Raw genomic sequence first — 24,346 nt, forward strand, 5'->3', positions numbered from 1 at the left:
CTGGGAGGTCAGCTACTGCCGACAACCAGGCGAAACACCCCACCCGTTGGTTCCGCCCCGTTTTATCGTCGTCCGAGTCCGAGTACCCGAGTATGACGATTACGGACGACCGGATCGACTACGGCACCCTCCAGGAGGGTCGCCACGTCAACTACTGGACCCTAGACCGGACGCTCCAGCGCGAGGTCGCCCGCATCTACACCGAGAACGAACTCGAGTGGGCCCGTCCGCGCCTCGAGTCCTTTGGTGACCTCGTTGGACACACGGTCGCCGACAACGCGGACGTGATCGACGATTACGGCCCGGAACTCGAGCCCTACGACAAACACGGCGAGGTGCAGAACCGGGTTCGCTACCCGCCCGAACAGCTCGAGAACGAGCGCCTGGTCTACGAGTCGGGAATCGTCGCCGACGCGTTCGAGGCCCCGCCTGGTCGCGACGAACCGATGCCCCTGGCGCACAACCTCGCGATGCAGTACCTGCTCTGTTACGCAGACGTTGGGTTTGACTGCCCGGTCGCGATGACCGCCGGTGCCGCGCTGGTCCTCGAGAAATTCGACGACGGGAGCCTCGAGTCCTACTACGACGGCCTGACGAGCCGCACATACGACGACCTGATCGAGGGGGCGATGTTCCTCACCGAGAAGCAGGGCGGCAGCGACGTCGGCGCCACCGAAACCCGCGCCGAGTGGGACGAGGAAGCCGGGTGCTACCGTCTCACCGGCGAGAAGTGGTTCTGCTCGAACGTCGACGCCCAGGGGACACTCGCGCTCGCTCGAATCGAAGGCGCACCCGACGGCACGAGCGGGCTCTCGCTGTTTCTCGTGCCGCACGAACTCGAGGGGAAGCTGAACGACCAGCTGTATCGCCGCCTGAAGGACAAACTGGGGACCATCGCAGTTCCAACGGGCGAAGTCGAGTTCCGGGGTGCGAAAGGGTTCCTCGTCGGCGAACCAGAGAACGGCTTCCGGCAGATGGCCGAGATGCTCAACCTGGAGCGACTCTCGAACGCCGCGGCGTCGTGCGGGCTCATCGGTCGGGCGCTGCTCGAGAGCAAGGTCAGGGCGGCCAACCGGGAGGCCTTCGGAAAACCGATCGATCAGCACCCGCTGATGCGCCAGGATCTGGTCGACATGGCCGTCGACCACGAGGCGGCGACGGCGTTCACGATGGAAGCCGCACGGCTGTTTTCGATCCGGGAGCGGGCCGAGCGGGCGGCACGTGGGAACCTCTCGGTCGATACCGACGGGGCTCCCAGCACCGACAGGGCTCCCAGCACCGACGGCGGCGACGAAACGCTCGAGGAACTCGAAACCGAAGCGGAACACGCCTACCGACTCATGCGGCTCCTGATCCCCATCGCGAAGGCCCGGACGGGCCGGATGGCCGTCGACACCGCCTCTTACGCGATGGAGATTCAGGGCGGCAACGGTTACGTGAACGACTTCGTGACCAACCGCCTGCTGCGCGACGCCCAGGTGCTCCCCATCTGGGAGGGAACCGAGAACATCCTCTCCCTGGACGTGCTCCGCGCCCTCGAGCGCGAGGCCGCGCACGAACCGTTCCTCGAGGTCGTGGAGGCGCGTCTCGAGGCCGTTTCGCATCCACTCCTCGCGGATTCCGTCGAGGCGGTCGAAGCGGCGTTCCACGAACTCACTACCTCTTTCGCCGAGTTGGCAACGACGGATGCGGAGTACGCCCAGCTCCAGGCCAAGGAGTTGACCCACTACGTCTTCGACGTCTTCACCGGGGCGCTGTTGCTCGAGGAGGCTCAGCGTGCGCTCGAGGGTCGACGTGATGGACGCGACGGCGGCGATCCCGACGCCCGCCTCTCACTCGTCGCTCGGCGATTCGCCGACCGACAGTTCGGCGCTCGGGCGGCCCGCGGGATCACGAGCGGCGACCGGTTCGCGCTCGAGCACTTCGACGCCGTAGTGGGTTACGGTACGGTTGACCCGGCGACGCTCGAGGACTGACCGTCGTCCCTTCCCCGACCCTCCTCACTCGTCCTCCAGGCGGCTGTAACCCCACGAGTCGGTTTCGTCGCGCTCGCTCGAGTTCGATATCGACCCGGCTCGATCGTTCTCACTTTCCTCCGTGTGACTCCGATTTTCGCGTCCGCCGAGACTCATCGCCTCGTGTTCGGCCGTCTCTCGATCGACGACCTCCGAAGTCGAGGTTTCGTCGCTGATCAGCACGTAGAGCACGAGCGGCACCAGTAGCGAGAGGAGGAGTACGAATGCGACGAACCCGGCAGTCATGAGTAGCGATCCGACGTCCAGTGACAATAAAGTATTCAACCATCCGTCACGAACGGCGCGTATGGTCTCCGATAGCGATCAGGGCTGCCCGAAGTGCGGCCACACCGAGACGGAAGTCGACGATATTGCCACCTCCGGCACCGGCCTCTCGAAGATCTTCGACATCCAGAACCGGCGGTTCCGCGTCGTCTCGTGTACCAACTGCGGCTACTCGGAACTGTACCGCGGCAACTCGAGCAACGACATGATCGACCTCTTTCTGGGTTGAGCCGGCTCGAGGGTACCGTTTCGACTCGAGACCTCTATCTAGACTCGACGCTACTCGAGTATTGCCGCCGCTTCCTCGACGTCCATCACGCCCTGCTCGACCGCCCGGAGGACGCGCACGATTTCGGGGTCCGGTCCCGAGTCAGTGGCGTCCCCAACCTCCTGGAGGGTGATCTTCTGCGAGCGACCGACGAACTCGTCGAAGTCGGTGCCCTCGGCGACGGCGGTCTCCTTTTTCACGCGGTAGTTCCCGCCGTCGGTGACGTGGAGGTCGCCGGGGTGGAAGAAGTACCAGTCCTCGCGGTCGAACCGGACGCCGATGCGGGGTTTCGCGCCGAAGTTCTGGGCGAAGTAGATGAGCGCCTCGACCTCCTCGCCGGTGAGGTAGATGGGGTTGCCGGCGCTCGATTTGGCCTCGATCGCGTAGAAGGTCTCGCCGTCGCCGGCGAGCACGTCGGGCAGTTCGCGTTCGGTCGCAGAGCCGCTGGCGGGCGCTCGCATGACGGCGAACCCGGCCTCGTCGAGCAGGTTGACGAGTTCGCGTTCCCGGCGGTCGCCCTTCGCCTGAGACATATACCCCTGTCTCGTCACCGGATCGTTATAAACGGGCCGACCGCGTCGCGCTCCGCGATCGCCTTTCGATGGCCAGCGTTCGACTTAGGATACTCGACGGCGGAGACGTCCGTATGGCGTCGAACACGCTCGACGGTCGGGATCGGGCCGTCCTCGAGGCGCTCCAGGACGGCACGTCCGACAGCGAACGCCTCGCGTCGACGCTCGAGGCGAACCGCGACGCCCTCGAGGAACGCCTCTCTCGGCTCGCGGACAACGGACTCGTGAGCCACGACGACGACGGGTACGGGCTCACCGACAGCGGCCGGCGCGTTCTCGAAGCGACCCCCGTCGGCGGGCGTGATTATCGAATCGACACCCCCGACGAGGTCGAACGGGCACTCGAGTCGCGCGACCTGCGACCGGACGAGGCGTCGGCCGTCCGTACGGCGTTCTCGTTTCTCCGGTACTGGGGAGAGGCCACAGCCGCAGAGGTAATCGACGCGACCTACAGCGAGGTCCCCGCGGGCTACGAGTCGGCCGAGCGGTGGTGGTCCGAGTGCGTTCGCGATCACCTCGAGGCCCTGCCGACCGTCGCGCGCTCGGGCGACGAGGACCTCGGTGAACAGTGGCGCTACGAGGGGACTCCCGTGATCGACCGTCCGGAGAACGGCGACGGACGGGACGTTCCGGACCCGCCGTCTGTTCGACACTCGATCGGGAGCGCCCGACACGCCCTCGAGAGTCTCGAACCCTCGCCAGCGGAGCGAGCGACTGCTCGGGCGGCGTTCGTCGTGCTCGCCGAGCGCAGACGGGCGACGGTCGACGACCTCCTCGAAGCGATCGAGGACGGGCACTCGACGAAAGACGAGTCGAGCGATGGCCTAGCCGAGGTGCTTTCGTCCCTCCTGCTCGAGATTCCCGGCGTCTCGCGGGTCGGCGAGACCGAGGACGCCGACGCCACTCCCGTCCTGCGGTACGAGCCGGCGCCCGAGGACATCGAATCGGACCGACGCGACTCGAGTTGAGGGACTTCGGCCCGCGGGTTGCGTGAGCAGTGATCGCCTGTTTGTCGCCGATGCGTCTCGATCAACCCATGAGCAACACCGACCGAGTGCTCGAGCAGTCGTGAGGGACGCTGAAGGCGGTTCGTGAAGGGGGATTACAGCGCGAATCGAAAGGACTGGCCGAGGCAGGACCATGCAGGCACGAACCACTTCGAACGGGCTGTGTTAGATCGACTCGTATGAGTCCAGTATTCACCGCGGACGACGTCGGCAAGTCGGTCGAGACCGCCTCGGGAGACACGGTCGGTATCGTCACTGCCGTCGACCCCGGGACGGCCTACGTCGAACCGGACCCGGAGATGGCGGCCTCCACCAGGGCCGCACTCGGGTGGGGCGGCCAGGAGGACGCCGTTCCCCTCGCGGACGACGCCGTCGACCGGGTCACGGACGACGCTGTTCGGCTGTCCCCGTCGTTTCCCGGCGAGGACCTGACGAGCGACGCGAGCCCGGCCGACTCCGAGTTGCCATCGTCGGAAGCCTCGGGGAAGAACACCCCCGCTCCGGACGAGGAGTACACACCGGGGGAACCGGTCACTAGCGACCAGGAGGAGCCGTCGGCGCCGCCCGGGGAGGACGATCCGGACCCAGGGGCGGACGCGGGCGACCGAATCGACGGCGACGAAGAGCGTCGAGGAGAACCGGCCGGCAACCCGGCGGACGTCACGGACCCCATCGGCGAAATCGACGCTACGGACGAGACGGATCCGCTCGCGGACGGCGACTCGAGCGGCTCGATCGACCCGGCCGCAGACCTCGAGGAACTCGAAGAGATCGAGGAAGCCCAGCGTCGGGAACTCGAGGTGGACCCGACCGAACTCACGGACCGTGACCCGGAAGCCGAGGTTCGTCCAGGTGAGGATGTCGGCCAACGGACCGACGCGGCGGTCGAACCGGACGCGGTTCGGGAGGGGGTCGAGGGTTCGGGGCGGTCGGGCTCCGAAGACGTCGAGGCGGAACGCGGTGAGGGGGAAAAACGCCGAACGGAAAGCGGTGATGAGGAGCGGTCTGACGAACGAGACGACGAATCGAACCGCTCGAAGCGCTAGGAGTCGCACTCCCTCTACCGTTTTAGCCCGGGTGAGGTACCGACCGTCGCACGTCCCGCTACCCGATCACCCAGCCGAGAGCGCGTCCTCGAGCCGTTGTTCGAGGTTACTGAGGTCGTCGTAGAGCGACTCGTCGAGTTGACCGGCAGTTTCCGCATCGACGTCCTCGAGGCGCTCGGCCAGCCCCTGCAGCCGGGAGTACTTCTCGCCCTCGTCGACGCCGGTCTTCTGGACGTACACCTGCTGCTCGACGTCGTAGACGGCGTCGGGCTCGAGATCGGTGACCGCCAGGACGATGTCCAACTTGCCGGAGTCGATCCCGAGCACCCACTCGTGGGGGATGCCGTGTTCGTCGAGGGCGTCCAGGACGACGTCTTCGTCCTTCGGCTGGCGCCGGTCGCGGGTCGTTCGCCGGACCGTCCCGAAGCGACCGTGGAGCTGTTGATCGGGGCCGAGTCGCTCGAGGAGCGTCTCGCCGGCCGTTCGCCGCACCCGATCGGATCCCCGCTGGACGTCCGAGAGCAGGACGTACAGGTCGGTCAGGGTCTCCGTGTCGAGTGTCGACGGCTCGTCGCGCCCGTCGCGCTCGAGGCGCTCGAGTTGATCGGCGAGCAGGGTGGCGTCGTCGTGGACCCGCTCGAGGCTCGTCCGAGCTTCTTCGGGTGGAACGAGGTGCGGGCTCTCCCCAGCGACGGCCTCCTCCGGAGCGCGCTCGAGGGTCTCGCCGTCGGAGACGTGCTCGACGGAGAGGCTCAGCACGCTCGCGTACGGTTCGACGCCCGGCGGGAGTTCTGCGAGCGGGATCGGGCCACCCTCGAGTTGCTCGGCCAGCACGTCGAACTGCTCGCGGTAGAGCGGTCGCTCCTCGCCGCTGTCGACGAACTGGACCACGAGTCGATCCTCGAGCGCGTCGGTGATCCGGAACGCGCGCTCGGAGACCGGCGTCACGAGTTCGGTTCCCGGCTCGATGTCGGTACAGGCGTCGCGAAGGGCATTCCAGTCCATGGGCAACGGTCGACGGCCACCTCGAAAAGCCATTGCCGCGTGTGTGCTGGGTGGTGGCTCGACTCCGACGATGGGATTCTGACGCCGCCGCCGGCGATGGGACGGCGTCTACGCTCGAACGACCCTCCCGGACCTGCCAGCCGATGCAGGCACCACACTATTCGCTCGAGGCGGGGCTAGCCCAGTGTATGTGCGCCACCTTCACGGCTGACGACGTCGGAAAGACGGTCGAAAACGACGAGGGAGCGGCGGTCGGCGTCGTCGTTTCGGTTGAGGACGAAACCGCGTTCGTCGAACCGGAGCCGGGCGTCGTCGATTCGCTCAGGGCAGCCCTCGGCTGGTCGTCCGACCCCCAGGACGCCGTCCCGCTCCACGAGAGCGACGTCCAGGCGGTCGACGAGACGATCCGACTCGAGGAGTTTCCCTCGAGCGAGGGGCCGTCCTGGGACGAGCGGGAGGCGGGCAACGGCGAGAGCGAGGGCGGCGTCGATACGGCGAAAACCGAAGATTCGGGTGCGTCTCGTCCCGCGGACATCGAGGACGCTCCGCCGGAGGGCGACCAGACGGTGACGAAGGAGCGCGAACTGAACGAGGAGCACTGATTCCGTCGCTTCGATCGTCGTCGGCTCGCCAAAACTACACTCTCTATAGTAAAAAAGCGAATCAGTGGGCCGCCTGGAGAGCCCCGTTCGCGGGGCCAACCCGGTCAGTATCCCAGGCCGAGAGTTCGATTCGTGACGAGCGCGAGGAGGACGACGACCAGGAGACCAGCAAGAATCGTGAAGGCGATGCCCCAGCCGAGGACGTCGGCGAAGAGGCCGGTCGCGACGGAGCCGAGCGAGCCGACAACGCCGTAGACCGTCCGAACGAGGCCGAAGCCGGCCCCGCGCTCTTCGTCGGTAAGATTGTCCATGATTCGCGGGAGGAGGGCGGCTCCCCAGCCCAGGCCCGTTCCGACGAGCAGGACGGCGAGGACGATCGAGGGAAAGCCAGGGCCGAAGACGAACAGCAGGAGGCCGCTCGAGCCGAGCACCATGCAGCCGACGGCGGCGAGGTCGCGACCGTAGCGGTCGGAGACGGCGCCGACGCCAACCTGGGTGATCGCCTGCACGACGAAGTACGCCGAGAAAACGATGCCGGCGAGGGTCTGGGAGTGACCGCGGTGTTCCATCAGGAAGGTAGGGAGGAACGACGACAGCGCCTGCCAGACGAACGCCGAGAGGATCGCCAGACAGACGGTAAACGCAATGGGTGGGCGCGAGAGCACCTCGAGCAGGGGCTCGAGTTCGAACCGTTCGCGCATCGGCTGGTCGGGGCGGCGCGGCTCGGTCGGCTCGACGTAGCGGGAGAACAGGACGTAGATGGGGACGGCGGCAACGACGCCGAGGGCGATGGCGTAGCGCCAGCCGAGGACGACGGCGACCCACGCGGCCAGGGCCGGGGCGACGAGACCGGCGAGCGGGCCGCCGCCGTTGTGGACGCCGATGGCGGAGCCGATGTTGTCGTATGTTCGGGTCAGGAGCGTCGTCGCGACGGTGTAGTGGAGGCCCGCGACGGCCCCGAGCGCGAGCGTCGCGAGCAGGAAGATCGGAAACGCGGGGGAGATGGCGATGAAGAGGCTCGCGACGGCCGTGCCGCCGACGGCGACCAGGATGACGGGTCGCTCGCCGAAGCGGTCGGCCAGGATGCCGCTGGGAAACTGCACGAGGAAGTAGGTCATCCAGAGGCCGGTGAGCGCGATGCCGACGACGAAGTTCGAGACGCCGAAGGCGCCGGTGACGTCGGGGACGACCGGGCTGATCACCAGTCGGGCGACCATCGTCGCGAAGAACGCGAGCGTACAGAGTGCGAGGACAGTCTCTCGGTAGCGCCAGCGATTCAGCAGGTTCATCGTCGTCGGTTTCGTCGTTCGTCGTCAGTTTCGCCGTTCGTCGTCAGTTTCGCCTCGAGGCAGCGACCGGGTGGCCGCGTCGCAACTTCCCACGTCGGTTCCGCCGACGCTCGAGGTCGAGGTCGTGTGTCTCTACCGAATCGGGCGACAAAGTACGGTCGGTTGCGGCAGACCGTGATCCGCTGACTGGTCGTTGGGACCAAGACGGTGAACGAATACCTACCACTGAAATATCGGGGGAGGCTCCGTTCTACCACGTCGTGAATTACCGTCGACGGCGCCGTCACCTACGGCCTCCACGGGACCCTCGTTCTGCCATCTGAGCGCATGACCTCTCTGTTGCGGTCGGGCCACGCTAGCAACCGATCGCGGAGTAACTCGCCGTCGGCCGTCTCCGGATCGAATCCGCTGATCCTGGCAGTGAGCGTCAAGAGGAGCCAGCCGCCGTATCCGAGAATGACGGTCACGCCGGTCAGGATGACGACGGAGACGACCACCCTCGCGAGGCGCGTCCTGAACGGGACGTCAGCATTGGCCGATTCTTCGTCGGTCGCCATGCCGGTACCCACTCCTGGTATCATCAAAAATCCAACGGGGACTTTCCGATACCGAGTAATGCTCCCACGTGCACACGTTCAAAAATTGACGCTCGACGACGCTGTGGAGGCGGATTCGATACGACCGCTACTCCTGGACCTGGAACCCGTGCTCGCGAAGGAGCGGCGGGAGTCGACTGCGGTGATCGCCCTGAAGTTCGATTCGCCCCTCTTCGACGGTGCCACCGGTCCCGAGCGCCTGTTTGAGTTCGGAGGCGGTCGCCTTCAGTTCCGCTGTCGAGAGGTCGAACCCCTCGAGAATCGTGACGGGTTTGCCGTACCGGCGCTTCTCGAGGCGAATCGTGAGCACCTGTTCGGCGACGGTGAGGTCGTCGTGAGAGTCGAGTTCGTCGAGCAGGTCGTCGAGGTCGTCGTTTGACACGGTACGTATGATACGTCTTCGAGTGCCAAAGTGTTGTCTCTCACCCGAATTGACTGTCACTCGAGGCAACGAGACGTCACTCGAGTTCGAGCGTGTAGACGACCTCCTGACGGGACTCGCCGCCGATGTCGACCGTCGCCTCGCCGGTCTTCTCGAACCCTAGATCCTCGTAGAACGCCCGTCCGCCGGCGTTCGACGCGAGGTCGATCGCCCGCATGCGACGCATGTTGAAGTCCTCGAGGTTCTCGCGAAGTCGCTCCTGGAGGGCCGTGCCGATACCCTCGCGCTGGTGATCGGGGTGGACGTAGAGTCGGAGGACATCGCCCTCGTCCTCCTGGATAACGCCGTGGGCGACCCCCACGATTCCCGCTCCCTCGATCGCTTCAGCGACCAGCATCGTGGTACCGGGCGTCGAGAGCGCGCGCTCGAGTTCCTCGTCGCTGTACCAGGAATCGACGGTCTCGTCGATCGTGTCGGGTTCGAGTTCCGCGTACGTGTCGTGCCAGGTCTCGCGGGCGAGTTCGCGGATGGCGTCGCAGTCGTCCGCGGTGGCCGGGCGGATGTCGATGTCCATACTCGATCTACGTCATCTAGTACCAAAGAGGTGGTCGGGGTTCGTGACGAAAGTCGAGATCGACTCGCCGACCGACCGCTCACAGTGGCTACCGCTCACAGCCGCTCCTTGACCGTCTGCGCCGTTCGCTCGCCCACGCCGGGAACGCTCTGCAGATCCTCGACGCTTGCCGCCCGGACGTTCTCGACGCTGCCGAACCGTCCCAGCAGTCGCTTTCGCGTCTCTGGCCCGATTCCCGGGACGTCGTCGAGCACCGTCGACACCTCGTCGCGGAGCGTCTGGTGATACTGGACGGCGAACCGGTGGGCCTCGTCGCGCACCCGCTGGAGCAGGTGGAGGTGTGGGGCGTCCCGCGGCCAGTCGTACTCTCGATCGGGGGTGACGACACGCTCCTCGGCTTTCGCCAGTCCGATGGCCGGCACGTCCCAGCCTGTCTCCTCGAGGGCCTCGAGTGCCGCCTCCAGCTGCCCCCGACCCCCGTCGATCACCAGCAGGTCCGGGTCGGGCCGGTCGTCTCGGCCGTCGAGGGCTCGCTCGGCGCGCCAGGTGACGAGTCGGCGCATGTTGGCGTAGTCGTCGTTCTCGTCGGTGAGCTTCTTTCGGCGGTAGCCTGACTTGTCGGCGCTCCCGTCGTCGAAGGCGACGTTGCTGCCGACCGCCGACGAGCCCTGGGCATGGCTCACGTCGAACCCCTCGAGTCGCCTTGCCCGCTCGAGACCCAGCGCGTCGGCGAGCATGCCGCACTCGTCCCGTCGGCCGACGTTCTGGCGGGCGTTCTTCAGCGCCAGTTCGACGAGCTTCGCCTCACGGCCGGCACCCGGCACGCGGACGGCGACGCCCTCGGCCTCGAGCCAGCCGGCCACCTCTGGGTCGCCGTGGCGCTCGGGGAGCAACAGCGCGTCCGGCAGCTGTCGCTCGGCGTAGTACTGGACCAGGAAGGCCGCGAGGACGGCGGGGACGGCGCTCTCCGCCCCCTCGTCGGTCGCGGGCGCTTCGAGCGTGTGACGGTCGCGGTCGACGAGTTTCCCGCGGTCAGAACGCAGGCGGGCGACGGTCGCGTCCTCGCCGCGAATCGCGACCCCGACGACGTCGACGAGGTGCTCCTGGCCCTCGCCCATCGACTGGACGGCGTCGTCGGCATCTCCGTGGAACGCCTCGACGGTCTCGAGGCGGTCCCGGAGATGGGCAGCGCGCTCGAACTGCTGGCCCCCGGCGGCGGTCTCCATCTCCCGCCGGAGGGGATCCGTGAGCACGCCCGTTTCGCCCTCGAAGAAGCGAACGGCCGACTGCACGTCCTCGCGGTAGCTCTCGAGGTCGATCTCGCGGGTACAGGGGGCGGTGCAGAGCCCCATCTCGTAGTCGAGGCAGGGGCGGTCCCGGCCGGCGTACTTGTGGTCCGAACAGCCGCGAAGACCGTAGGTCTCCCGCAGCGCTTTGACGACGGTCTCGAGTCGGCCCTTGTTCGTGAACGGGCCGAAGACGGTCGCGGCCTCGGCCGGGTCGCGGGTGATTTCGATCCGTGGGGCCTCGTGGGCCGTCAGCTGGACCATCGGGTAGGACTTGTCGTCCTTCAGCCGGACGTTGTACCGGGGCTGGTGGCGCTTGATCAGGTTCGCCTCGAGCAACAGCGCCTGGGTCTCGGTGTCGGTGACGGCGATCTCGAGGTCGTCGGCGCGGTCGACCATCCGTCGGATGCGGGCGCTCCGGGGGTCGGCGTACGAACGCACTCGTGAGCGGAGGTCGACGGCCTTGCCGACGTACAGCGTCGTTTCGCCGTCACGGTCGCGGAACTGGTAGACGCCGGGCTCTCGAGGGAGATCGCTGGCTCGCTCGCGAAGCGTCTCGGCGTCCATCGCTATCGACGCCTCTAGCGGGGCGAGGGGTTTCAGTGTACCGTCCCCGGATGGCGCCGCCGCGTTCGTCGGATGGTCCGGAGTCTTCGCTCCGAGTGACTGTCATTCCCGCCTCCGACAACCGTTATTGCGGTCGATGGTGTGGAAATCCCTGCCGGCGCGAGGCGAGTGATTCCTATGGTCAAAGAGGTACAATGCAAAGACGCGGGGTTCGAGGACTGTGACTTCGTCATCCGGGACGAAAACGAAGACGAGATGGTCGATCTCGTCCAGCAACACGCCGAGCGGACACACGACAAGTCCGTCTCTCGAGACGATGTCCAGGGCCTGATGAACGAGGTCTGAGCGACTGCGGTCTCATTTTTGTCGCGGTGATGCCTTGCCGGGGACGAACGCACCGCCCAGCGACGAACGCTCCAGGCAGCGACGAGCGAATGTCGACGCCGTAATCCTCGCCGACGAACGCGAAACACGCTTCGTCTCGAGGCCCGTCCTCGAGCACATGTCCGACACCGAAACCACGACCACTGTCGAAATCGTCCTCTTCCCTGGTTTCGACGAACTCGACGCCATCGGTCCCTTCGAGGTCTTCCAGAACGGTGCTCGAGCCGGTGCACCCCTCGAGACGAAACTCGTCACCCTCGAGTCCGTGGACCGGGTTCGAGCGAGCCACGGCCTGCGTGTCGAGCCCGACGGTGTCCTGGACGACCCGGACGTGCTCGTCGTCCCAGGCGGGGGCTGGACGAGCGACGATGGGGGCATCAGTCGCGTGATCGACGAGGGTCGACTTCCGGAGGCCGTCGCCGACCGTCACGCGAGCGGAACCGTCGTCGCATCGATCTGTACGGGCGCGATGGTGCTCGCCGACGCGGGTCTCCTGGACGGTCGACCCGCCGTCACGCACCGGGTCGCCCTCGAGGCCCTTGAGGCGTTCGCGGACGTGCGCTCGGCGCGGGTCGTCGACGACGGCGACGTGTTGACCGCGGGCGGGGTCACCTCGGGCATCGACCTGGCGCTGTGGTTCCTCGAACGGGAGTTCGGTGAGGCGGTCGCGGCGGCGGTCACGGAAGAGATGGAACACGAGCGTCGGGGCGAGGTGGTCGAGCGCTGAGGGGGTGGCCTCGTAATCGAGGGGCCGAACGTCGAGCGAGCCGGGAAATAAGAGACGGTCAATCGGTACTCGAGGCCGCGACGTCGACCGCGCGCTGATTCATCCCGGAGCCAGTCTCGTACCAGTAGTACAGTCCCAGTCCGACAGCGACGACGACGTTCGAGATGGTTACGGCCCAGAAGGCGGCAGTCGCGTCCATGCCGAGGACGTAAATCCCGAGGGCGGCAACCGGGAGGCGAACGGCCCAGTACTGACAGAGCGTGGCGATGAAACTCGTCCGCGTCCGCCGGGCGCCGTTGAACCCGGCCATCAGCAGGTAGTTCGCACCGATGGCCCAGTAGCCGTAGGCGAGGATCTCGAGGTACGCGACGGTGTGGGCGACCTCGTCGGGCGTCGCGTCGGGCACGAAGACCGTCGTCAGCGTCTCGGGAACGAGCCACTGGACGGCGCCGACGAGGGTGAGGGCACCCGCGGCGATGGCGACGCCGACCCAGGTCGTCCTGGTCGCCCGTCCTGGATTCTCGGCGCCGAGGTTCTGCCCGATGACGCTCTGGGCGGCCTGCTGGAGGCCCTGGGCGGGGATGAACGCGACCGACGCAACCCGGGCGCCGATAGTGTAGGCGGCGACGGCGGCCGATCCGCCGGCGACGGCGACGATGGCGACCATCAACACGCGAACGGACTGGCTCGCGACGTACTGGCCGGCGTTCGGCCAGCCGACGTCGACGATCTCGCGGGCGTCCTCGAGGTCGAAGCCGATATCACGGAGGCCGATCCGGAAGTCGTCCCGCCCGTAGACGGCGAGGCCGACCGCGAAGAAGAAGCCCGCCGCGTAGCCGATGGCAGTCGCGGCGGCCGCTCCCTCGACGCCCAGTTCGGGGAACACCCACCAGCCGAAGATGAGGAACGGATCGAGAGCGACGTTGACGACCACGGTGGCGACGTTGATGTAGAGCGCTGCACGGGCGTCGCCCCAGCCGACGAAACCCGACTCCAGGGCGTCGCTGGCGGTCGCGAGCGGAATGCCGAGCGCAATGACCGCGAGGTAGGCGGCGGCGGCCTCGATGACCTGGGGTTCGGCCGCGAACAGCCCCATGACGTCTCGTGCGAGGACGAATGCGACGATGCCGAGGATCGTTCCACCGATCAGGCCGACGAGGGTGCCGGTGACGGCGACGCGACGGGCCCCCTCGAGGTTCTCGGCGCCGACGCGCTGGGCGACGACGACCTGCGTGCCCACGGAGATGCCGATGGCGACGGTGAACAGCAGGGCGATGATCGGGAAGTTCAACCCGACGGCTGCGATGGCGTCACCGCCCAACCGACCGAGCCAGAAGACGTCGATCACCTGGTTGGCGACGTGGACGAGGTTCTGGACGAGCAGCGGCGCGGCGAGTACGAGGAGGACTTTCGGGAGGGAGCCGTTCGAAATTTCCTCACGCGAAGCGGATAGCATCGTCAGTGACCTGTTACATTGGCACACGGGGCGTAATATAACTGTTCATTCACGTTGGTGCATTGTCTCAACGGAACGGCGGCCGAATTTCGACGAGAACCACCACGACTTTTCACCATCGCCGTCCAGGATCAGGTATGAGTCGCTCGCGAAAGCCCGACTGGCTGAAGATGCGGCCGCCGTCGGGCCGGGAGTTCACCGGAATCAAGGAGACGTTGCGCGAGCACGACCTCAACACCGTCTGTGAGGAGGCGAACTGCCCGAACCTGGGCGAGTGCTGGAGCGGCCGAAACGGAACGGGCGAATCGGACAGCGGCGGCACGGCGACGTTCATGCTGATGGGCCATCGCTGCTCGCGCGGGTGTAACTTTTGTGACGTCGAGACCGGCGGGATGGAACCGCTCGACCCGGACGAACCCGAAAACGTCGGGAAGGCCATCGCCGAGATCGGCCTCGACTACGTCGTCCTGACGAGCGTCGACCGCGACGACCTCCCCGACCAGGGGGCGGGTCACTTCGCGCGAACGATCCGCGAGATCAAAAAGCGACATCCGGGCGTTCTCGTCGAGGTCCTCATTCCCGACTTCCAGGGCGAGGAACGCCTCGTCCGAAAGATCATCGACGCCCAGCCAGACGTCATCGCCCACAACGTCGAGACAGTCGAGCGCCTGCAGTTTCCCGTCCGGGACCGTCGGGCCGGCTACGAACAGAGCCTGGGCGTGCTCGAGCAGGTCGAACGCGAGTCGGACATTTACACCAAGACCTCGATAATGCTCGGCCACGGCGAGTACGACCACGAGGTCTACCAGACGCTGGCCGACCTCCGCGAACGCGGGGTCAACATCGTCACGCTGGGTCAGTACCTCCAGCCGTCGCTGAGCCACCTCGAGGTCAAGCGCTACGACCACCCGGACAAGTACGAGACCTGGCGACGGGTCGCCGAGGAGGAACTCGGCTTCCTGTACTGTGCCAGCGGGCCGATGGTTCGCTCGTCGTACAAGGCCGGCGAACTGTTCGTCGACGCCGTGCTTCGGGAAGGCAAGAGCGTCGAGGATGCTCGAGCGAGCGCCCGTCGGAGCCCCGCATCGAACTGAGCGATCTCTCCCCGCGATTCCATCACCTTTCAGACGCGATTCGATATCGTACCGGGCCGCCGCACGGGCGGTTCGCTCCTGGAACCCACACGACCGACGAACATCCGTCCAGTAACGTGGACATAATCCGTGATACTCCAAACTATTCTCGCGATTCCTCGCGTTTATTTGGACGTTCGGTCGGCCTCATCCGAAAACAACGGCGAACTTTGGTAATCAATGGCAAGAATCGTGCTGATAGTAAATTATTTACGAAACTCCTTTAACGTGAGCGATAGACCATTAGGGTATGCGAAGGTGGGTATACCCGTGAGCACGCTACAGCACGACCCCAGTGATCGAGTACAGGTACTCGACGACGACGGTCGCGTCCTCGAGGGCGTCGAGGTACCGGATCTCGACGAATCCGAGTTCCTCGAGCTCTACGAGCAGATGAAACTCGCCCGCCACTTCGACCAGCGGGCGGTGAGTCTCCAGCGACAGGGTCGCATGGGGACGTACCCGCCGCTGTCGGGCCAGGAGGGCGCCCAGATCGGAAGCGCCCACGCCCTGGACGACGAGGACTGGCTCTTCCCAAGTTATCGCGAGCACGGGGCGGCGCTCGTCCGCGGCCTCTCGTTGAAACAGACGCTGCTCTACTGGATGGGCCACGAGGAGGGTAACGCCGTCCCCGAGGAGCAGAACATCTTCACGGTCGCCGTGCCCATCGCGACCCAGATTCCCCACGCCACCGGGACCGCCTGGGCCTCCCGACTGCGAGGCGAGGAGAAGGCATTCCTCTGTTACTTCGGCGACGGCGCCACGAGCGAGGGCGACTTCCACGAAGGGCTGAACTTCGCGGGCGTCTTCGACGCGCCGGCCGTCTTCTTCTGTAACAACAACCAGTGGGCCATCTCGGTGCCTCGAGAGCGCCAGACGGCGAGCGACACCATCGCCCAGAAGGCCAGCGCCTACGGGTTCGAGGGCGTTCAGGTCGACGGCATGGACCCGCTGGCTGTCTACAAGGTCACCCGCGAGGCCGTCCAGAAGGCCAAGAATCCGGGTGAGGGTGAACTTCGCCCGACGCTCATCGAGGCGGTCCAGTACCGCTTTGGGGCCCACACCACCGCGGACGATCCCTCGGTCTACCGCGACGACGAGGAGGTCGAACGCTGGAAACAGAAGGATCCGATCCCGCGCATGGAGACGTTCCTGCGCGAGCACGGGATGCTCGACGACGAGCGCGCCGACGCCATCGAAGGCCGCGTCACCGACGCGGTCGCGGACGCGATTGACGCCGCCGAAGCCGTCGAGCGGCCGGACCCCGAGGAGATCTTCTCGCAGGTCTACGCCGAGATGCCGCGACGGCTCGCGGAACAACGCGAGTGGTTCGAACGGATTCGCGAACAGTACGGAGACGACGCGCTACTGGAGGACTAACATGGCAGCAGAATCTGAAAACCTCACGCTGGTACAGGCGGTCCGCGACGGACTGCGTCAGGAGATGGAACGGGACGAAGACGTCGTCGTCATGGGCGAGGACGTCGGGAAGAACGGCGGGGTCTTCCGCGCGACGGAGGGCCTCTACGACGAGTTCGGCGAGGACCGAGTCATCGACACGCCGCTCGCCGAGTCGGGCATCGTCGGGACGGCCATCGGCATGGCTGCCTACGGGCTCCGGCCCGTCCCCGAGATGCAGTTCCTCGGGTTCATCTACCCCGCCTTCGACCAGATCGTCTCCCACGCCGCGCGCCTGCGAACGCGTTCGCGCGGTCGCTTCACCTGCCCGATGGTCATTCGGGCGCCCTACGGCGGCGGGATCCGGGCGCCCGAGCACCACTCCGAGTCGAGCGAGGCGATGTTCGTCCACCAACCCGGTCTCAAGGTGGTCATCCCCTCGACGCCCTACGACACGAAGGGACTGCTCACGAGCGCGATTCGGAGCCCCGATCCGGTCATCTTCCTCGAGCCCAAGCTCATCTACCGGGCGTTCCGCGAGGAGGTGCCCGACGAGCCCTACGAGGTGCCGATCGGCGAGGCGGCTATCCGCCGCGAGGGGTCCGATATTTCGGTGTTCACCTACGGCGCGATGACCCGCCCGACGCTCGAGGCCGCCGAAAACCTCGAGGGCGAGATCGACGTTGAGGTCGTCGACCTCCGTACGGTCTCCCCGTTGGACATCGACACCATCGTCGAGTCGTTCAAGAAGACCGGCCGCGGCGCGGTCGTCCACGAGGCGCCGAAGACGAACGGCATGGGCGCCGAGATTGCCGCCACCATCCAGGAGGAGGCTCTGATGTACCAGGAGGCGCCGATCCAGCGTATCAGCGGGTTCGACACGCCGTTCCCGCTGTACGCGCTCGAGGACTACTACCTGCCCGAACCGGCCCGCATCGAGACGGGAATTCGGGACGCGATGGATTACTGACATGGCTCGAGAATTCAAACTTCCCGACGTGGGCGAGGGCGTGGCCGAGGGTGAACTGGTCTCGTGGCTGGTCGAACCCGGCGACACGGTCAGTGAGGACCAGCCGGTCGCTGAGGTCGAGACTGACAAGGCGCTGGTCGAGGTTCCCTCGCCGTACAACGGCACGGTCGCGGAACTTCGCGCCGAGGAGGGTGAGATGGTCCCGGTCGGCGACGTGATTATCACGTTCAACGTCGAGGGCGAGGCGGAAGCCGAGACCGGAACCGAAACGGAAACCGAAGCAGACACCGACCAGACCGAGACGGCCGACTCGAGTTCGGCTGACTCCGCGGAGGCTGCACCCGACGCCGAATCTGTCGACGTCCCCGAGGGCCGCGTCTTCGCCCCGCCGCGAGTTCGAAAACTCGCCCGCGAACAGGGCGTCGACATCTCGACGGTCCAGGGCAGCGGTCCGGGTGGCCGGATCACCGAGGGCGACGTCGAGGCGGCCACGAGTGCAGGTGGCTCGAGCGACAGTGGCGCCGAATCCGCCGAGACCGCTCCGGCAGAGCCGACCGAGGGAACCGGCGGCGTCGACGCTGCCGGGGGTGCCCACGGCGAGGCCGAGTCGGGAGAAGGAACAGGCACGGGCACGGGAACTGGGGCGAGCGCCTCGAGCGCTCCGTCCGTCGAATCGGCCGACCGCGACCGCACGCTGGCCGCTCCTGCCACTCGCCGCGTCGCGGAGGAGCAGGGGGTCGATATCAACGCCGTCCCCGCGACCGAAGAACGCGACGGGGAGGCGTTCGTCACACCGGAGGCCGTGATGGAGTACGCCGAAGCCCAGCAGCGCGCCCAGGAGGCCGACGCTGCCGCGGTCGCGACCGGCGAGACCGGTCCGCGAGAGACCCGCGAGCCGTTCAAGGGCGTTCGCAAGACCATCGCCGATGCGATGGAGCGCTCGAAGTACACGGCACCGCACGTCACCCACCACGACGAGGTCGACGTGACGAAACTCGTCGAGGCTCGCGAACGGCTCAAGCCGGTGGCCGAGGAACAGGGCATTCGGCTGACCTACATGCCGTTCATCATGAAGGCGGTCGTCGCGGCGCTCAAGGAGTTCCCGGAGATGAACGCGATGATCGACGACGAGAACCAGGAGATCGTCCACCGCAACTACTACAACATCGGCGTCGCGGCCGCGACCGACGCCGGGTTGATGGTGCCGGTCGTCGAGGACGCCGACCACAAGGGCATGCTCCAGCTTTCTTCGGAAACGGACGAACTGGTGACGAAGGCCCGCGAGCGCACCATTAGCCCGGACGAGCTCCGAGGCTCGACGTTCACCATCACGAACATCGGCGGGATCGGCGGCGAGTACGCCACGCCGATCCTCAACTACCCAGAGGCGGGGATTCTCGCGGTCGGCGAGATCAAACGCAAGCCCCGCGTCGTCACCGACGACGAGGGCACCGAATCGATCGAACCCCGCTCGGTCATGACGCTCTCGCTCTCGTTCGACCACCGTCTCATCGACGGTGCCGAGGGCGCGGCGTTCACCAACGAGGTCATGCGGTACCTCGAGAACCCCGAACTCTTGTTGCTCGAGTAAGCGCACTCGAGCGTTCTTCGCTGCGGAGCAGAGCTGTTAATTTGTTAGTTACACGAAGATTACGATTACGTATTGTTTAAATATGACTAGCGTGCTCCGTGTGTACATGGTACAACCACACCCGTTCGGCGCGTGGTCGCTCCTGCCGCCGTTGCTGGCGATCATGCTCGCCATCCTCACCCGTCGGGCCATGCTCTCGCTGTTCCTCGGCGTCTGGTCCGGGGGCGTGCTCATCGCCTGGGACAACGCAGAGAGCACCCTCGACATCGCCGCCGTCCCGTTCGTCGGCGTAATCGAAGCGTTCGGCTGGATCGTCGCTTCGTTCGGAGACGACACGTTCCACGCTGAGATCATTACGTTCACGTTTTTGCTGGGCGCCGGTATCGCCCTCACGTGGCGAATGGGCGGCTCGATCGCCATCGCCCGCGCTGCGACCGACCGAGTGGACTCCCATCGGCGGGTCGGCCTAGCCGCCTGGCTGCTCGGCCTGGTGTGGTTCTTCGACGACTACGCCAACACGGCCATCGTCGGCTCCGCGGTGAAGGACATCGCCGACGAGATGCGGATGTCCCGGGAGAAACTGGCCTACATCCTCGACTCGACGGCCGCGCCGGTGGCGACCTTCGGCATCTCGAGCTGGGTCGCCTTTCAGATCAGCCTTATCCAGAACGAGTACCAGAACATCGACGGCGAGACGCCCTCGGCCGTGGCGACGTTCCTCTGGTCGATCCCGTTCAACGTCTACTGTCTGCTGGCGCTCTTGATGGTCCTGATCGTCGTCCTCACCCGTCGGGACTTCGGGGAGATGCTCACCGCGGAAACGCGCGCCAGGGACACGGGGAACGTCACGCGCGAGGACGCCACCCCACTCCAGAGTATGAAGGAAGATCTCGGTGAGCCGGTCGTCGAGGATCCCCTGGTGCGAACGTTCGTCGTGCCGGTCGCGGCCCTGGTGATCGTCGTCATGGGCGGGGCGGCGATCACCGGCTTCCAGGCCGCCGGCGTCACGCCCGCCGAGGCCGCATCTGGCGGCGACGCGCTCATCACCCTCGTGGACAACGTCGACTTCACGGGCGCGCTCGTCTGGGGCTCGTTCGCTATGGTTGCGACCGCCGTCGCGATGTCGCTGTACTACGGCGTGATGGACCTCGAGGAGTCCATGGAGACCGTCCTGGACGGGTTCGGAATCATGCTCACCGCGGTGAGTATCCTCGTCCTGGCGTGGTCGATTGGGACCGTCGCGGAGGTACTCGAGACCGGCCGGTACGTCACCGACATCGCCGCCGGGTTCATCACGCCGACGCTGCTCCCGGTGGTCGTGTTGCTGACGACCGCCGTGATCGCCTTCTCGATCGGTACTTCGTGGGGAACGATGGGGATCGTGACGCCGGTCGCCATCCCGCTGGCCTACGAGGTCGGCAACGGCTCGCCGGAAGTGCTGGCACTCGCCGTCGGGACCGTGTTCTCGGGGGCCATCTTCGGGGACCACTGCTCACCCATCTCTGACACGACGATCCTCTCCTCGACGTTCGCCGGTGCCGACCACATCGACCACGTCCGGACTCAGTTGTACTACGCGGTCACGGTGATCTCCGTCGCGCTGATGGTCTACCTGGCGTACGGTCTGTTCGGCCTCTCGCCGTTCGTCCTGGTGCCTCTCGGCGCGGTCCTGCTCGTCGGTCTCGTGTACGCTCTCTCGGAACTCGACGCCGGGCGAAAGAACGTGTCCGCCAAGCCGTTCGCCGGTGCCCAGCGCCGGGAAGCCTCCGGCGACGACTGACGGTTCCAGGCCGCCCGAATCGTGAGGCTCCGATTTGGCCTCGAGCACTCCGTCACGAGTCGGTCGCTCGAGCACTCCGTCACGAGGACGAAGCGCCGATGCGACTCGTGGCGCTCGGTCGCCACGGCTTCCAGTGGGTGAAGTGGATCGAGCGAGTCGAGATCCGTCGCTGCGCCGATCCAGCCCAGTGACTCGCGACGCGGGCGAGCAGGTTCGAGTGAGACGCGCTCGACCGTCGGGTCAAGGGAAGTGGGGCCGCTGATCGGCTCCTCTCGACGGCTTAGTGGCGGTATCCTGGCGATGGCTTATACAGGTAGACTCCGTCAGCCACCGCATGAGCATCGTGACCGAGTTCACACTCCCGGCCGAGGCGTTCGCACTCGAGGAGACCTTCGAGACGATCCCGAACCTCACGATCGAGATCGAGCGACTCGCCACGCACAGCCGCGAGTGGGTCATGCCGTTCCTGTGGGCGACTGCGGACGACCTCGAGGCGGCGAAAGCGGCCATACGGGCCGATTCCTCCGTCACGGAAGTGAACACGGTCGATCGCACCGGAAACGTCGGCTACTTCAACGTCCACTGGACCGAACGCGTCCAGGAACTGATCGACCAGGTCGTCGACCAACACGGTATCGTCCAGGAGGCAGCAGCGACGAACGGAACCTGGTATCTCAAACTCCAGTTCGTCGGGCAGGGGCGACTCGAGTCGTTCCAGCACTACTTCGACGAACGGGGCTACTCCTTCGAACTCCAGCGGCTCTACGAGGTGACGGACCCGAAGGAACGCGAGTACGACCTGACGCCCCAGCAACGGGAGGCGATGGTCACCGCACTCGAGATGGGCTACTTCGCCGTCCCGCGCGAGACGCAGATCGCCGAACTGGCGGACGCCCTCGACATCTCGACGAACGCCGTCTCACAGCGGCTCCGTCGGGCGACGAACAACCTCACCAGAAATACGCTCACGGTTTCCTCGGAGCGGGCGGAGGACCTCGAGCGGTCGTGATCCATCCTCGGGTATATAAGTAGCTTCTAACTCAAAGCAGTTCGGCTTTCCTCGTTCCCGTGATGGAGAATACTATGGCCGAGCCGCCACGGTCGAAGACGAGCGCCGAGCCCTCCTCGCGGTCCGAACCGCGGCCGGATAGAGTCGACAGACCGGACGGGAGCGAAAGCGACGTCGAAGAAAACGGAAAACGAAAGGTCGCGGCCGCCTGCCAATCCTGTTCGAACGTCTACGCCGCTCAGTTGTGGCCCGACGGGACGGTCCAACCGATAGGCCGGCGAACGGGCTGTCGGTGCGGGTGCAAAGAGTTCGACGTCATCGAGTGAGCAGCAGCGAGGACTGAGCCGCTAGAACTCTTCGGCTGGCGGGGCGACACCCTCGTCCTTCCCCTCGAGGTCGAACTCCTCGCGAACCTCCCGCAACCGATCCCGGATGTCCGCCGCGAGTTCGAACTCGAGATTGCTCGCCGCTTCCTCCATCCGGTCCTCGAGTTCGGCCACGTAACGGGCGGCGTCCTCTTCGTCCTGGAGGTCCGTCCCGGCGACGCTCGAGGTGTCGGTCTTGCTCCCGGGCAGGTTGGTCTCGCCGACTTCCTTCTCGATGGTCATCGGTTCGTGGCCGTGTTCTTCGTTGAACTCGCGTTGAATCTCGCGGCGGCGCCGCGTCTCCTCGATGGCCGACTCCATTGCGTTCGAGACCTCGTCGGCGTACAGCACGACCTCGCCGTTGACGTTGCGGGCCGCCCGCCCCATCGTCTGGACGAGCGTGGTCTCAGATCGGAGGAACCCCTCTTGGTCGGCGTCCAGGATCGCCACGAGGGAGACCTCGGGAATGTCCAGGCCCTCCCGCAGGAGGTTGATGCCGACGAGGACGTCAATCTCCCCGAGGCGGAGGGAGCGAACGATCTCGTGGCGCTCGAGGGTGTCGGTCTCGTCGTGCATGTAGGCGACGTCGACGCCCGCCTCCTCGAGGTACTCGGTCAGGTCCTCGGCCATCCGCTTCGTCAGCGTCGTCACGAGGGTTCGTTCGTCGCGGTCGATGCGGGCGCCGATGCGGTCCATGAGGTCGTCGACCTGGCCGGTCGCGTCTGCCACCTCGACCTCGGGGTCGACGAGGTGGGTGGGACGAACGATCTGTTCGACGATCTGGTCGCTCTCCTCGCGCTCGTAGTCACTCGGCGTCGCGGAGACGTACAGCGTATTGTCGGTTCGTTCCTCGAACTCCTCGAACGTGAGCGGGCGGTTGTCGTAGGCGGTCGGGAGTCGAAATCCGTTCTCGACCAGCGAGTCCTTCCGGGACTTGTCGCCGGCGTACTGGCCCCGAACCTGGGGCAGCGTGACGTGAGACTCGTCGACTACGGTGAGGAAGTCGTCCGGGAAGTAATCCAGCAGGGTGTAGGGCGTGTCGCCGGGGTCGCGGTCGTCGAGGTACACCGAGTAGTTCTCGATGCCCGAGCAATAGCCCGTCTCCTCCATCATCTCGAGGTCGAACGTGGTTCGTTCCTCGATTCGCTGGGCGGCGAGCAGGTCGCCCTTACGCTCGAAGTACGAAATCCGCGAGTCGAGGTCGTCCCGAATCTCCTCGACGGCTTGCTCGAGACGAGTCTCGGGCATCGAGTAGTGCTCGGCGGGGTGGACGAGGACGGCGGGTTCGGTGCTCTTGACCTCGCCCTCGAGCGGGTCGACCTTGAGCATGCGGTCAATTTCGTCGCCCCAGAACTCGACACGGACGGCGTAGCGGCCGTACATCGGGAAGATCTCGATGGTGTCGCCGCGAACCCGGAACGTCCCCTGGGAGAAGTCGACGTCGTTGCGCTCGTAGTTCAGGTCGACCAGCCGCTTCAACAACTCGTCTCGGCCGATCTCCTCGCCCGTCTCGAGGCGCATCGCCATCTCGACGTAGTTTCGCGGGTCACCGAGTCCGTAGATAGCCGAGACCGAGGCGACGACGATCACGTCGTCTCGCGTGAGCAGAGAGCGCGTCGCTGAGTGACGGAGGCGGTCGATCTCGTCGTTGATCGAGGCGTCCTTGTCGATGTAGGTGTCGGTCTGCTCGACGTAGGCCTCGGGCTGGTAGTAGTCGTAGTAGGAGACGAAGTACTCGACGGCGTTGTCGGGGAACAGGTTCCGGAACTCCTCGTAGAGCTGGGCGGCCAGGGTCTTGTTGTGGGCGATGACAAGCGTCGGCTCCTGGACCTCCTCCATCACCCACGAGACGGTGTTGGTCTTGCCCGACCCCGTCACGCCGAGCAGCGTCTGGCGGTCCATGCCGTCGGCGAAGCCCGTCGCCAGCTGTTCGATCGCCTGGGGCTGGTCGCCCGCGGGCTCGAACGGGGCGTCGACCGCGAACGGTTTCGCGGCCTCGGGTCGATCCGGCTGGAGGGGGCCTCGAGTGTCGCTCATCG

General features: G+C 66.1%; 24 protein-coding genes and 1 pseudogene. 15 read left to right on the plus strand and 10 right to left on the minus strand.

The genetic code is table 11. The features are described from left to right. The first annotated feature begins 92 nt into the window (after positions 1 to 92). Complete coding sequence (locus NGM15_RS12810; protein WP_253431587.1) at positions 93 to 1,976, plus strand: acyl-CoA dehydrogenase family protein; 1,884 nt, start codon at positions 93 to 95, stop codon at positions 1,974 to 1,976. Between the two features lie 24 nt (positions 1,977 to 2,000). Here the strand turns inward: NGM15_RS12810 and NGM15_RS12815 are convergent, their stop codons facing one another. Next, entirely contained in the window at positions 2,001 to 2,261 is a 261-nt protein-coding gene (locus NGM15_RS12815; protein ID WP_253431589.1) for a DUF8143 family protein, read from the minus strand. A 61-nt stretch (positions 2,262 to 2,322) separates the two neighbouring features. Here NGM15_RS12815 and NGM15_RS12820 point away from each other — a divergent pair, with 61 nt between their 5' ends. After that, on the plus strand, positions 2,323 to 2,529 hold the full coding sequence (locus NGM15_RS12820) for a zinc ribbon domain-containing protein (protein WP_253431591.1): 207 nt from the start codon (positions 2,323 to 2,325) through the stop codon (positions 2,527 to 2,529). 50 nt (positions 2,530 to 2,579) lie between these two features. Here NGM15_RS12820 and hjc read toward each other — a convergent pair whose 3' ends face one another. Beyond that, the gene (gene hjc / locus NGM15_RS12825; RefSeq protein WP_253431593.1) at positions 2,580 to 3,101 is read right to left on the minus strand and encodes a Holliday junction resolvase Hjc; all 522 of its coding nucleotides are present in this window, start codon (positions 3,099 to 3,101) and stop codon (positions 2,580 to 2,582) included. Between the two features lie 113 nt (positions 3,102 to 3,214). On the opposite strand from hjc, the gene NGM15_RS12830 reads away from it, so the two are divergent. Beyond that, positions 3,215 to 4,108, plus strand: a complete 894-nt coding sequence (locus NGM15_RS12830) for a hypothetical protein (protein ID WP_253431595.1) — start codon at positions 3,215 to 3,217, stop codon at positions 4,106 to 4,108. A gap of 218 nt (positions 4,109 to 4,326) precedes the next feature. Beyond that, positions 4,327 to 5,193 (plus strand): hypothetical protein, encoded by an 867-nt coding sequence (locus tag NGM15_RS12835; RefSeq protein WP_253431597.1) that lies wholly within the window; start codon positions 4,327 to 4,329, stop codon positions 5,191 to 5,193. A gap of 66 nt (positions 5,194 to 5,259) precedes the next feature. Here the strand turns inward: NGM15_RS12835 and NGM15_RS12840 are convergent, their stop codons facing one another. Then, complete coding sequence (locus NGM15_RS12840) at positions 5,260 to 6,198, minus strand: DUF7983 family protein (RefSeq protein ID WP_253431598.1); 939 nt, start codon at positions 6,196 to 6,198, stop codon at positions 5,260 to 5,262. A 143-nt stretch (positions 6,199 to 6,341) separates the two neighbouring features. Here NGM15_RS12840 and NGM15_RS12845 point away from each other — a divergent pair, with 143 nt between their 5' ends. Further along, positions 6,342 to 6,800: a hypothetical protein gene (locus NGM15_RS12845; RefSeq protein WP_253431600.1), complete on the plus strand. Its 459-nt coding sequence runs from the start codon at positions 6,342 to 6,344 to the stop codon at positions 6,798 to 6,800. Positions 6,801 to 6,904: 104 nt separating this feature from the next. On the opposite strand, the gene NGM15_RS12850 is transcribed toward NGM15_RS12845, so the two are convergent. The 5 genes from NGM15_RS12850 to NGM15_RS12870 all read right to left on the minus strand — a co-directional run bounded on the left by NGM15_RS12850 (position 6,905) and on the right by NGM15_RS12870 (position 11,494). Beyond that, entirely contained in the window at positions 6,905 to 8,089 is a 1,185-nt protein-coding gene (locus NGM15_RS12850) for an MFS transporter (protein ID WP_253431602.1), read from the minus strand. A gap of 287 nt (positions 8,090 to 8,376) precedes the next feature. Continuing rightward, positions 8,377 to 8,646, minus strand: a complete 270-nt coding sequence (locus tag NGM15_RS12855; protein ID WP_253431604.1) for a hypothetical protein — start codon at positions 8,644 to 8,646, stop codon at positions 8,377 to 8,379. Positions 8,647 to 8,773: 127 nt separating this feature from the next. Further along, complete coding sequence (locus NGM15_RS12860; RefSeq protein ID WP_253431607.1) at positions 8,774 to 9,067, minus strand: SUI1 family translation initiation factor; 294 nt, start codon at positions 9,065 to 9,067, stop codon at positions 8,774 to 8,776. Positions 9,068 to 9,143: 76 nt separating this feature from the next. Next, positions 9,144 to 9,635 carry a GNAT family N-acetyltransferase gene (locus NGM15_RS12865; protein WP_253438072.1) on the minus strand — a complete coding sequence of 164 codons (492 nt, stop codon included), beginning with the start codon at positions 9,633 to 9,635 and terminating at the stop codon, positions 9,144 to 9,146. Positions 9,636 to 9,736: 101 nt separating this feature from the next. Continuing rightward, positions 9,737 to 11,494, minus strand: coding sequence for an excinuclease ABC subunit C (locus NGM15_RS12870; protein WP_253431610.1), 1,758 nt, complete (start codon positions 11,492 to 11,494; stop codon positions 9,737 to 9,739). Positions 11,495 to 11,671: 177 nt separating this feature from the next. Here NGM15_RS12870 and NGM15_RS12875 point away from each other — a divergent pair, with 177 nt between their 5' ends. Together NGM15_RS12875 and NGM15_RS12880 are read left to right on the plus strand one after the other, a co-directional pair. After that, complete coding sequence (locus NGM15_RS12875) at positions 11,672 to 11,839, plus strand: DUF1059 domain-containing protein (protein WP_253431613.1); 168 nt, start codon at positions 11,672 to 11,674, stop codon at positions 11,837 to 11,839. A 157-nt stretch (positions 11,840 to 11,996) separates the two neighbouring features. After that, on the plus strand, positions 11,997 to 12,605 hold the full coding sequence (locus NGM15_RS12880; protein ID WP_253438075.1) for a DJ-1/PfpI family protein: 609 nt from the start codon (positions 11,997 to 11,999) through the stop codon (positions 12,603 to 12,605). 58 nt (positions 12,606 to 12,663) lie between these two features. On the opposite strand, the gene NGM15_RS12885 is transcribed toward NGM15_RS12880, so the two are convergent. After that, a complete protein-coding gene (locus tag NGM15_RS12885; RefSeq protein WP_253431616.1) occupies positions 12,664 to 14,061 on the minus strand; it encodes an MATE family efflux transporter in 1,398 nt (465 codons plus the stop codon). Positions 14,062 to 14,198: 137 nt separating this feature from the next. Between NGM15_RS12885 and lipA the strand changes: the two genes are divergently transcribed. The 8 genes and pseudogenes from lipA to NGM15_RS12920 all read left to right on the plus strand — a co-directional run bounded on the left by lipA (position 14,199) and on the right by NGM15_RS12920 (position 22,268). Next, positions 14,199 to 15,155 (plus strand): lipoyl synthase, encoded by a 957-nt coding sequence (gene lipA / locus NGM15_RS12890; RefSeq protein WP_253431619.1) that lies wholly within the window; start codon positions 14,199 to 14,201, stop codon positions 15,153 to 15,155. A 309-nt stretch (positions 15,156 to 15,464) separates the two neighbouring features. Next, positions 15,465 to 16,574: a pyruvate dehydrogenase (acetyl-transferring) E1 component subunit alpha gene (gene pdhA / locus NGM15_RS12895; protein ID WP_253431621.1), complete on the plus strand. Its 1,110-nt coding sequence runs from the start codon at positions 15,465 to 15,467 to the stop codon at positions 16,572 to 16,574. Position 16,575: 1 nt separating this feature from the next. Beyond that, positions 16,576 to 17,562 (plus strand): alpha-ketoacid dehydrogenase subunit beta, encoded by a 987-nt coding sequence (locus NGM15_RS12900; protein ID WP_253431624.1) that lies wholly within the window; start codon positions 16,576 to 16,578, stop codon positions 17,560 to 17,562. 1 nt (position 17,563) lies between these two features. Continuing rightward, positions 17,564 to 19,153, plus strand: a complete 1,590-nt coding sequence (locus NGM15_RS12905) for a dihydrolipoamide acetyltransferase family protein (RefSeq protein WP_253431627.1) — start codon at positions 17,564 to 17,566, stop codon at positions 19,151 to 19,153. Positions 19,154 to 19,259: 106 nt separating this feature from the next. Next, positions 19,260 to 20,933: a Na+/H+ antiporter NhaC family protein gene (locus NGM15_RS12910; protein WP_253431630.1), complete on the plus strand. Its 1,674-nt coding sequence runs from the start codon at positions 19,260 to 19,262 to the stop codon at positions 20,931 to 20,933. Between the two features lie 74 nt (positions 20,934 to 21,007). Further along, positions 21,008 to 21,124: pseudogene (locus NGM15_RS18930) on the plus strand (molybdopterin-dependent oxidoreductase); the annotation flags it as partial. A gap of 143 nt (positions 21,125 to 21,267) precedes the next feature. Then, positions 21,268 to 21,942 carry a helix-turn-helix domain-containing protein gene (locus tag NGM15_RS12915; RefSeq protein ID WP_253431633.1) on the plus strand — a complete coding sequence of 225 codons (675 nt, stop codon included), beginning with the start codon at positions 21,268 to 21,270 and terminating at the stop codon, positions 21,940 to 21,942. A gap of 74 nt (positions 21,943 to 22,016) precedes the next feature. Then, on the plus strand, positions 22,017 to 22,268 hold the full coding sequence (locus tag NGM15_RS12920) for a hypothetical protein (protein ID WP_253431636.1): 252 nt from the start codon (positions 22,017 to 22,019) through the stop codon (positions 22,266 to 22,268). Between the two features lie 21 nt (positions 22,269 to 22,289). Here NGM15_RS12920 and uvrB read toward each other — a convergent pair whose 3' ends face one another. Continuing rightward, positions 22,290 to 24,344: an excinuclease ABC subunit UvrB gene (uvrB, locus tag NGM15_RS12925; RefSeq protein ID WP_253431639.1), complete on the minus strand. Its 2,055-nt coding sequence runs from the start codon at positions 24,342 to 24,344 to the stop codon at positions 22,290 to 22,292. Between the last annotated feature and the right edge of the window lie 2 nt (positions 24,345 to 24,346).

Source organism: Natronosalvus halobius (assembly GCF_024138145.1).
Taxonomy (GTDB): Archaea; Halobacteriota; Halobacteria; order Halobacteriales; family Natrialbaceae; genus Natronosalvus; species Natronosalvus halobius.

Coding starts and splice junctions, on each gene's coding strand:
- NGM15_RS12820 (WP_253431591.1), top strand. CDS start 2,323: ATGGTCTCCGATAGCGATCAGGGCTGCCCGAAGTGCGGCCACACCGAG.
- NGM15_RS12905 (WP_253431627.1), top strand. CDS start 17,564: ATGGCTCGAGAATTCAAACTTCCCGACGTGGGCGAGGGCGTGGCCGAG.
- NGM15_RS12835 (WP_253431597.1), top strand. CDS start 4,327: ATGAGTCCAGTATTCACCGCGGACGACGTCGGCAAGTCGGTCGAGACC.
- NGM15_RS12850 (WP_253431602.1), bottom strand. CDS start 8,089: ATGAACCTGCTGAATCGCTGGCGCTACCGAGAGACTGTCCTCGCACTC.
- NGM15_RS12845 (WP_253431600.1), top strand. CDS start 6,342: ATGCAGGCACCACACTATTCGCTCGAGGCGGGGCTAGCCCAGTGTATG.
- NGM15_RS12915 (WP_253431633.1), top strand. CDS start 21,268: ATGAGCATCGTGACCGAGTTCACACTCCCGGCCGAGGCGTTCGCACTC.
- NGM15_RS12855 (WP_253431604.1), bottom strand. CDS start 8,646: ATGGCGACCGACGAAGAATCGGCCAATGCTGACGTCCCGTTCAGGACG.
- NGM15_RS12830 (WP_253431595.1), top strand. CDS start 3,215: ATGGCGTCGAACACGCTCGACGGTCGGGATCGGGCCGTCCTCGAGGCG.
- lipA (WP_253431619.1), top strand. CDS start 14,199: ATGAGTCGCTCGCGAAAGCCCGACTGGCTGAAGATGCGGCCGCCGTCG.
- NGM15_RS12840 (WP_253431598.1), bottom strand. CDS start 6,198: ATGGACTGGAATGCCCTTCGCGACGCCTGTACCGACATCGAGCCGGGA.
- NGM15_RS12870 (WP_253431610.1), bottom strand. CDS start 11,494: ATGGACGCCGAGACGCTTCGCGAGCGAGCCAGCGATCTCCCTCGAGAG.
- NGM15_RS12885 (WP_253431616.1), bottom strand. CDS start 14,061: ATGCTATCCGCTTCGCGTGAGGAAATTTCGAACGGCTCCCTCCCGAAA.
- NGM15_RS12815 (WP_253431589.1), bottom strand. CDS start 2,261: ATGACTGCCGGGTTCGTCGCATTCGTACTCCTCCTCTCGCTACTGGTG.
- uvrB (WP_253431639.1), bottom strand. CDS start 24,344: ATGAGCGACACTCGAGGCCCCCTCCAGCCGGATCGACCCGAGGCCGCG.
- hjc (WP_253431593.1), bottom strand. CDS start 3,101: ATGTCTCAGGCGAAGGGCGACCGCCGGGAACGCGAACTCGTCAACCTG.
- NGM15_RS12920 (WP_253431636.1), top strand. CDS start 22,017: ATGGCCGAGCCGCCACGGTCGAAGACGAGCGCCGAGCCCTCCTCGCGG.
- NGM15_RS12810 (WP_253431587.1), top strand. CDS start 93: ATGACGATTACGGACGACCGGATCGACTACGGCACCCTCCAGGAGGGT.
- NGM15_RS12900 (WP_253431624.1), top strand. CDS start 16,576: ATGGCAGCAGAATCTGAAAACCTCACGCTGGTACAGGCGGTCCGCGAC.
- NGM15_RS12880 (WP_253438075.1), top strand. CDS start 11,997: ATGTCCGACACCGAAACCACGACCACTGTCGAAATCGTCCTCTTCCCT.
- NGM15_RS12910 (WP_253431630.1), top strand. CDS start 19,260: ATGGTACAACCACACCCGTTCGGCGCGTGGTCGCTCCTGCCGCCGTTG.
- NGM15_RS12875 (WP_253431613.1), top strand. CDS start 11,672: ATGGTCAAAGAGGTACAATGCAAAGACGCGGGGTTCGAGGACTGTGAC.